Source organism: Thermostichus sp. MS-CIW-36 (genome assembly GCF_054059035.1).
Genome location: NZ_JBSSBR010000024.1, coordinates 34965 through 42891 on the forward strand (window position 1 = coordinate 34965; position 7927 = coordinate 42891).

Below are 7927 nucleotides of genomic sequence, written 5' to 3' on the forward strand. Positions count from 1 at the left end.
GCAAAGGGATCCCTGCTGTCCTGGGAAAAAATTGGGCAAAGGTCAGTAAGCCCGGTTTTGGCCTTTGGTGATTTGCGACTGGATTTGCTCGAGAGAACTGGCAGGGGCCAGGCATTTGTTGCCCCAGCACACCAGCCCTAGAGCTCCTTCCGGCAGAGGTTCGGCTTCGGTGGGGAGAGCAAAGACGGTGGTGGGCCAAGATCGTTGCTGAAAGGCGGGAATGGAATCGGCCTCCAGGGTGACTTTCACCCAATTGCTATACCAATCCAGTCCGGCAAAAAGGCTGGGGCAGGTGCGCGGCTGGGTGCTCATGATGTGGGCAAAGGTTTTCAAGGCCTGCTCTGCCCGCTCCAGGTAGTCCAGATCTCCAGTGAGGGCGGCAAGGCGCACCAGGTTGGCAATGGCCACCCCATTGGCTGCAGGGGTAGCGTTGTCCTGGAACTCCTTCTCTCGCACCAACAGCTCAGGGGCACTCTGGGCATCGCTGACAAAGTATCCCCCCCTGGCCGGATCCCACAGTTGCGCATCCATCTCCTGCTGGAGCTGGAGGGCAGCCTGCAACCAGTCTTGAGGGGTGGGATCCCCCACCAGGGGCAGGCAGGCTTGCTGCAAGTCCAACAGGGCCTTGATCAGCAGGGCGTAATCTTCCGATTTGGCGGGCACCTGAGCTGTGCCATCGTAGTTCAGGCGCAACAGGGATCCGGTCTCAGGGTGGCGCTGCTGGCTGAGGATGAATTGGGCTGCCCGCAGAGCGAATTGCAGATAGTCTGCGTTGCCGAACACTTGATAGGCCCGCGCCAGGCCGGAGATCATCAAGGCGTTCCAAGAGACGATCATCTTGGTGTCGGTGACAGGTGGGATTCGCCCTGGCCAGGATTGCAGACGGGCCGATTGGGCATCCACTGCCGGAGGGAAGGGAACTCGTCGATCCGCAGAGCCATAGCGTGCCTGAAACAGATGGGTGGTCAAGGCGGCTTCAACTTCTGGCGGCAACGCTCCTCCCTGTTGGCGCTGCAAGACGATGCAGCCGGGCCGATCGGGGAAATTGCCCCCCGGCGATAGGTCAAACGCCTGCTGCAAGGCGCGGAAGGTTTCTTCCCCCAAGAGCTCCTGCAGCTCCTGCCAGCGCCAGACGTAGAACTCTCCCTCCTCTGGCTCTCGATCTTCTGCCCGGGCAAAGCTGTCGGCATCTTGAGCGGCGTAGAAATACCCGGCAGGGGCGGTCATCTCTCGCGCCACCCACTCCACCGTCAGCCGCACCGCCCGCTCGATGGCCGGATCTTGGATACCGTGCGCCCACAGATCGGAGAGAAACTCTAGGATCTGCCCGTTGTCGTAGAGCATCTTTTCAAAGTGGGGCACCGTCCAGGTGGGATCCACGGTGTAGCGGTGAAATCCTCCGGCCACATGGTCGAAGATCCCTCCCAGCACCAAGGCCATGCCTCGCTCTTTGGCCCGTTCCAGAGCGCTCTGCGAGCCGGGGATCCCTTCTGGTGGGTCGAAGCGGGCCGAACGCAATACCAACTGAGCGTAGGGCATCATGGGAAATTGCTGCACCGCCCCGGCATTGGCGAGCAAAGGCTGGATCTTAGGGATCCCAGAGCGCAGCAGGTCGGCGGGAATGTGGTCTTCCGGCACTAAGTCGCTGAGGGTGGTCAGAGCCGTCAAAATCTGGCCTTTCATCTCCTCTATTTTTTCCTTTTCCTGCCGGTAAAACTGCAGGATGCGCTGCAGCAAGGCCAGAAACCCCGGGCGGCCAAAGCGGGGCTCTACAGGAAAATAGGTGCCGGCGTAAAAGGGCACCAGGTCATCGGGCGTGAGGAAAACATTGAGGGGCCACCCCCCCTGCCCGCTCATAAGCTGCAACGCCTGCATGTAGATGCTGTCGAGATCGGGCCGCTCCTCGCGATCCACCTTGATGGGCAAAAAATGGGCATTCAAAAAGGCGGCAATTTCAGGGTTGGAGAAGGCCTCGCCCTCCATGACCGTACACCAGTGGCAACTGGAATAGCCGATGGATAGGAAAATCGGCCTATCCTCGGCCCGGGCTTTCTCCAGAGCTTCTGGGATCCAAGGCCACCAGTCCACCGGGTTCTCGGCGTGCTTGCGCAAATAAAGGCTGGAACTTGTGGCGAGGCGATTGGCCATGAGTACACCCTCTCACCCTTTTTGCTTTTCAGGCTAGCGCGTCCTCCTCCCAAGGCAGAGCCAACCCACTGTTGTTCAAGATACACTCACCCAGGATCCCTGTCGGTCAAGCCTGCTTCTGCTCGGCAGCCGGGACTAAAAACTCCAGAGGGCGCCCGTGCAAGACCAAGGTGGTGCTGGGGTTTTCCACAAAGCCGATCCGCTCGTAAAAGCCGCGCTGATGGGTTGTGAACAGGTAGATGCGCTCCACCGACTGCAGGTGGGGATGGCTGATCAGGGTTTCCACCAACTTGCGGCCAATGCCCTGACGTCGGTAATCGTGATCAACCACGATATCCCAGAGGACGGCCCGGTAAACCCCATCGGAAGTGGCGCGGCCAAAGCCAATCAGGCGCTCCCCATCCCAGGCGCTGACCACCGGATGGCTGTGAGCAACGGCCCGCTCCATCTCCTGCCGCCGGCGATTCTGCGCCCAAAAGGCATTGCGGTTCAACAGCAGGAGAAGTTGATCCAGATCCAGCTCGCCCCGCTCCAGAGAGAAGCGAATGTTGCGGTTGTCCACCGGCTGACGAGAGAGGGCAATGACAGGCTCAGGAGAGGGATCGGGCATGAAGAAGACCTTTGCAGCAGTGAGGGTTGGCAAGGAAGGGGGAGTTCAGCAAAACACTTAGGCCTGACGAACGGAGACTAGCTGGCCGAGGCATTGTCGGCGGTTGGCCCCGCCTGCTCTAGGGCATAGGCTTTGAAGCGCTCCAGATCTGCCTGGATGGTGCTCTCCACCACTTTGCCCACAAACAGGCCATCCAAGATTTTGCCGAGGATCCCCGGGAGCTTGTAGGCCACCGACAGCTTCACAATGGTACTGCCTTTGCGGTCGTAAAAGCGCAGCGCGCCCCGATTGGGCAGCCCCTCCACCGAACTCCAGCCGATGTGTTGGTGTTTCACCACCGTGTGGGTGCGGGAGATCCAACTGAAGGTGAGGCCGCGGGTATCCAGTGTCCACCGGGACAGCTCCTGATCCAGCAATTCCACCGAGCGGATCCACTTCATCCAGCGGGGCATGAGGGTGAGGTTGGCCCACAAATCCCATACCTGCTCGATGGGAACAGGTACCTCCACCTGACAGGTATGCTCTAGCCAATCCGACTCTGACATAGGGCCTCCCACGCAACACCCGGCAGAAACGCGAACCATCCAAGGGCTTGACCACAACGCCTCGGAACGGGATCCCTGCCTTTACAAAATTTTATATCGACCTAAGATAGCATTATCGGCCTCGTGAAAGTTTGGGGCTCTGCGCTTTTTGGCAGCCCGATTTCTTTTGCCGGCAAGTTGCGGCTGCCCCCCATGAGGGCAACGCAGAAGGCAGGTATCATGATTGCCATCTGCAAGCTTCACTTGCAAGGGTTCGATGCATCCACTCGGTTGACTCGACGGGACGACCTCACCATGGTTTCTCAATGGAAACAGCATCTGAAGAACTACTTCGTGGCGGGGTTGCTGGTGGTGATCCCTCTGGCAACTACCATTTGGCTGACGGTGGAGGTGGCCACCTGGAGCATTGGCTTTCTGACCAGCATTCCGAAGCAGTTCAATCCCATCCAGGGTTTGCACCCGATCTTGATCAACCTCATTGATCTGGCGGTGGGCCTGTTGACGCCGATTGTGCTCATCCTGTTGATTGGCTTCATGGCCCGCAACATTGTCGGCCAGTGGCTGCTCAATCTCAGCGAACAGTTGCTCCATGCGATTCCGGTGGCGGGTCTGGTGTACAAGACCTTGAAGCAATTGGTCAGTGTTTTGTTTGCCCCCAACAATCAGCGCTTTCGGCGGGTGGTGCTGGTGGAATATCCCCGACCAGGAGCTTGGGCGCTGGCCTTTGTGACGGGCACCATTCAAACTCCCATTCGGCCCGATGGGCCGCAGCGCTCCCTTGGCCTGTTTGTGCCCACCACCCCCAATCCAACGACGGGCTGGTACGCCATTGTGCCGGAAGACCAGGTGGTGGAAGTGTTCATGCCGGTGGAAGATGCTTTTAAGATGCTCATTTCCGGCGGCATTGTCACCCCTGAGAGTTTTGAAGCGGGGCTGCAGCGGCGAGAAGGAGCTTTGGCCGTGACCATGCCCAGTTTGCGGGAGCTGGTGGAGCAGGAGCGGGTGGCAGGATCCTCCAGGGCCGACTCGGTGCGCTCCGAGGTAGGTTTTGAGAGCGAAGGGATCCCTTAATCCTGCTTTCCTGTCCCTGCAGAAGGGCCGGGCTGCCAGAGCTGGTACTCTTTGGCCTGTTCCAAGCGCACATAAAAAGGCCGCATTTGCCGATCCAATGCCTCCACTTGCTCGGGGGAAAAGGCTTTCCAATCAGCGCGGCTGGCCCAGCGGAGGATGAGGTGGACAAGTTCAGGATCCTGCTGATCCAGCCAAACTTCTTTGCCCAGAAAACCCGGATGCCGGCGCAGGGCGGATCCCCAAACCCGCTCGTCTTGCTGAAGAAAGGCTGCTTGCCCACCGGGAGGAACCCGGAAGCAGAGATGTTCGATGGCGATAGGGCCGGGCGGGCTGGGATGGGTTGACACAAGAACAAGGGCGACAAAGTTAGAGATGGGGATGTGGTCAATTCAAATAGCAACAAGACACTGGCCAGTGCAACAGCTCTGTTCGCGAAAGCGGGCCGTAGGTCTTATCCCTTCACCAACGGAACCAGGCTCTCACTCCCGTACTTCTGAACCCATCCCCTCAAGACCCTGGAGTGCTGAATTCTCTCTTCTCGATCCCGCTCTCGATACCCTAACTCTTTTTTTTCGTGTTATTTGCAGCTTCCTGAGAGCATAGTAAATAGCACTGGGTTGGACGCCGAACCTCTGGGCTCTCTCCTTCAGTCGAGCTTCTGGGTACTGGTCCACATCTTGCTGCAGGGCGGCCAAGTCTATCTTGCGTTTCCGGGTCTTGACTTTTGTCGGCCTAAGATCCTCTCGATTCAGCCAGCGATAAACCGTTGCGCGACTGACTTTGTAAATCTGTGCGGCTGTGGTGGGGCTGCCCCCTTCCTGGACATACCCTACGACTCTTTCTCTCAGGTCTAAGCTGTAGCCCATGGAGCTTTCTCCTGAGTCTGCCTTCATGCCATCTTACTTTAATACCGTCTCATCATCAACTGAATTGACCATAGATCTTCGCTCCCCACAAGATCCTCTCAAGACTCGAGGGAAGAAGCTGTCAATCGTTGCAGGGTGGGAATGAAGTCGGGGTAGGAGATGCGGGCACAGTCGGCTCCTCTGAGGAGGGTGGATCCCTGCGCTCCCAGGGCTGCCACCATCAGACTCATGGCGATGCGGTGATCCTCGTGGCTATCGACCTCAGCTCCATGAAGGGGGATCCCTCCTTTGATTTCCAGGCCATCAGGATATTCAGTGACCTGGGCTCCCATGCGGCTCAGCTCTTGGGCTATGGCAGCCAGACGGTCGCTTTCTTTGACCCGCAGCTCTGCGGCATCGCGAATCACGGTGATCCCCTCGGCAAAGGCCGCCGCCACCGCCAAAACCGGGATCTCGTCGATCAGGGTGGGGATGAGATCGCCGGCGATGGTGCAGCCGCGCAAGCGGGCCGAACGCACCCGCAGATCTCCCAGGGGCTCGCCGGCCATTTCCCGGCAGTTTTCAATTTGAATATCGGCCCCCATCTCCTGCAACACCTGCAGCGCACCGGTACGGGTGGGGTTGAGGCCCACATCCCTTAGCAGCAATTCGCTCTCGGGCACAATGGAGGCGGCCACCAGCCAAAAGGCTGCCGAGCTGATATCTCCCGGCACCTGAACTTTTTGGCCCACCAGGCGGGATCCCCCCACCACGGCCACGGTTTTTGTTTCCGGATCCACCTGAATGTCGGCTCCGAAGGCCCGCAACATCCGTTCCGAGTGATCCCGAGAGAGAGCCGGCTCGGTGACTTGGGTGGTGCCTTCTGCCAGCAGGCCCGCCAGCAAGAGGCAGGATTTCACCTGCGCCGAAGCCACCGGGGAGCGATGGTGAATGCCCTTCAGGGATCCCCCTTGCACGGCCAAGGGTGCCAAGGTTCCACCGGCCCGTCCCCAAATGCTGGCCCCCATCTGCCGCAGTGGTTCTACCACCCGTCCCATGGGCCGCGAGCGCAGGGATCGATCCCCGGTGACGGCAAAAAAGCGCCCGGCATGGCCCGCCAGGATCCCCAGCATCAGTCGCAGGGTGGTGCCGGAGTTGCCGGCATCCAACACGTCCGCCGGTTCTTGCAGCCGGCCCAGGCCAACCCCCCGAATGCGAACACACTCGCTGTTAAGCTCCGAAATATCTGCCCCCAGCGCCCGAAAGCAGGCTGCCGTACTGCGGGGATCCTCTCCCAGCAACAGCCCTTGGATGGTGGTTTCTCCTTCGGCCAGGGATCCCAGCATCAGGGCGCGGTGGGAAATGGATTTGTCGCCGGGGATGCTGACTTGGCCGCGCAGGCCCTTGGCCGGCGAGAGGGTCAAGATATCAGTAGCAGAAGAGTGAGTCAACACAGCAACCCTGACGGCAGACTTGGCAAAAGCGGGAGCAGTCTCATCATACTCAGAGCGGGACTCGCGCCCCAGAGATTTTGCCGGGGATCCCAAGACAGCCTGTCTTTTGACGGCCACCCCTCTTTTCTCAGAGGATCACCTTAACAACATGGATTCCTCGGTCGGGGCCTGGCCTCGGCCTTTTTTTTGCAGATACTGAACTTTGTAGCAGCAGAAATAGAACCCCCGCAAACCGTGCTTGGCGAGGTGTATCAACACGATTCCGTTTTGACCGAGGAGGTGATGGCCTACCTGCAACCCCAGGGGGGCGGCACTTTTCTGGATGTGACGTTGGGAGGGGGTGGGCACAGCTTGGCGCTGCTGCGGGGGGGAGCTGCCCGAGTGGTGGGGTTGGATCGGGATCCGGCGGCTCTACAGGCGGCGCAAGCGCGTTTTGCAGCAGAAGGGATCCCCGGCAGCCGCATCCAACTGTGGCACCTCAATTTTGCCGATTTCGATCTGCAGCAGCACGGCTTTCGGGATGAGCAGGGGCAGGGGATCCCCTTCGATGGCATCGTGGCCGACTTGGGGGTGAGTTCGCCGCAACTGGACTGCCCTGAGCGGGGATTTAGCTTTCGCGGGGAGGGGCCGCTGGACATGCGCATGGATCCCAGTGCCGCTCAGGAAACCGCTGCCGATTGGGTTAATCATCGCCCGGTCGAAGAGTTGATCGAGATTTTCACCCGTTACGGCGAAGAGCGATTTGCCCGCCGCATTGCCCATCACATCGAGCAGGCTCGTCCCCTCGCCACAACCACTCAGTTGGCCCAGGTGGTTTGGCAGGCAGTACCTCCGGCAGCTCGGCGAGGCCGCATCCACCCGGCCACTCGGGTCTTTCAGGCGTTGCGCATTGCCGTGAACCGAGAACTGGAGGCTTTAGAAACCTTGCTGGCCCAAGCCCCCACTTGGTTGAAACCCGGCGGCAGGTTGGCCGTAATCAGCTTCCATAGCCTTGAAGATCGCCTGGTGAAATGGGCCTTTCGCAGGGATCCCCGTTGGCAGGTGCTCACCCCCAAGCCCTTGTCCCCTTCCGAACTGGAACGGCAACGTAATCCACGGGCCCGCTCTGCCAAACTGCGAGTGGCTGCCCGCAGCAGTCAGATGTAGGCTTAGGTTGGTTCTGATACATTTACGCTGAACACTGCTGAGCATTACTGCTCAGCGGTGAAGCGATAGCATTCTGTCCGTTTCCGTTGTCACTACGCGACGCTGACG

Annotated in this window: 7 protein-coding genes and 1 pseudogene; 2 read left to right on the top strand and 6 right to left on the bottom strand. The window is 59.5% G+C overall.

Translation table 11 applies throughout. The features are described 5' to 3' along the window. Nucleotides 1-42 precede the first annotated feature (42 nt). From ACVWVQ_RS10655 to ACVWVQ_RS10665, 3 genes are all read right to left on the bottom strand, one after another. Complete coding sequence (locus ACVWVQ_RS10655; protein WP_457508384.1) at nucleotides 43-2148, bottom strand: thioredoxin domain-containing protein; 2106 nt, start codon at nucleotides 2146-2148, stop codon at nucleotides 43-45. Between the two features lie 106 nt (nucleotides 2149-2254). Further along, nucleotides 2255-2758 (bottom strand): GNAT family N-acetyltransferase, encoded by a 504-nt coding sequence (locus ACVWVQ_RS10660; RefSeq protein WP_457466605.1) that lies wholly within the window; start codon nucleotides 2756-2758, stop codon nucleotides 2255-2257. Between the two features lie 77 nt (nucleotides 2759-2835). Beyond that, nucleotides 2836-3303 (bottom strand): SRPBCC family protein, encoded by a 468-nt coding sequence (locus ACVWVQ_RS10665; protein ID WP_457466604.1) that lies wholly within the window; start codon nucleotides 3301-3303, stop codon nucleotides 2836-2838. A 294-nt stretch (nucleotides 3304-3597) separates the two neighbouring features. Here ACVWVQ_RS10665 and ACVWVQ_RS10670 point away from each other — a divergent pair, with 294 nt between their 5' ends. After that, nucleotides 3598-4374, top strand: coding sequence for a DUF502 domain-containing protein (locus tag ACVWVQ_RS10670; RefSeq protein WP_457466603.1), 777 nt, complete (start codon nucleotides 3598-3600; stop codon nucleotides 4372-4374). On the opposite strand, the gene ACVWVQ_RS10675 is transcribed toward ACVWVQ_RS10670, so the two are convergent. The 3 genes and pseudogenes from ACVWVQ_RS10675 to aroA all read right to left on the bottom strand — a co-directional run bounded on the left by ACVWVQ_RS10675 (nucleotide 4371) and on the right by aroA (nucleotide 6673). Next, nucleotides 4371-4721 carry a TIGR03792 family protein gene (locus tag ACVWVQ_RS10675; protein WP_457508386.1) on the bottom strand — a complete coding sequence of 117 codons (351 nt, stop codon included), beginning with the start codon at nucleotides 4719-4721 and terminating at the stop codon, nucleotides 4371-4373. The genes ACVWVQ_RS10670 and ACVWVQ_RS10675 overlap by 4 nt on opposite strands. Before the next feature lie 122 nt (nucleotides 4722-4843). Beyond that, a pseudogene (locus ACVWVQ_RS10680) lies at nucleotides 4844-5240 on the bottom strand (IS630 transposase-related protein); the annotation flags it as partial. Nucleotides 5241-5338: 98 nt separating this feature from the next. Next, complete coding sequence (aroA, locus tag ACVWVQ_RS10685) at nucleotides 5339-6673, bottom strand: 3-phosphoshikimate 1-carboxyvinyltransferase (protein WP_457508399.1); 1335 nt, start codon at nucleotides 6671-6673, stop codon at nucleotides 5339-5341. Nucleotides 6674-6859: 186 nt separating this feature from the next. Between aroA and rsmH the strand changes: the two genes are divergently transcribed. Next, entirely contained in the window at nucleotides 6860-7819 is a 960-nt protein-coding gene (gene rsmH, locus ACVWVQ_RS10690; protein ID WP_457473853.1) for a 16S rRNA (cytosine(1402)-N(4))-methyltransferase RsmH, read from the top strand. Nucleotides 7820-7927: the final 108 nt, after the last annotated feature.

Coding starts and splice junctions, on each gene's coding strand:
- ACVWVQ_RS10655 (WP_457508384.1), bottom strand. CDS start 2,148: ATGGCCAATCGCCTCGCCACAAGTTCCAGCCTTTATTTGCGCAAGCAC.
- ACVWVQ_RS10660 (WP_457466605.1), bottom strand. CDS start 2,758: ATGCCCGATCCCTCTCCTGAGCCTGTCATTGCCCTCTCTCGTCAGCCG.
- ACVWVQ_RS10665 (WP_457466604.1), bottom strand. CDS start 3,303: ATGTCAGAGTCGGATTGGCTAGAGCATACCTGTCAGGTGGAGGTACCT.
- ACVWVQ_RS10670 (WP_457466603.1), top strand. CDS start 3,598: ATGGTTTCTCAATGGAAACAGCATCTGAAGAACTACTTCGTGGCGGGG.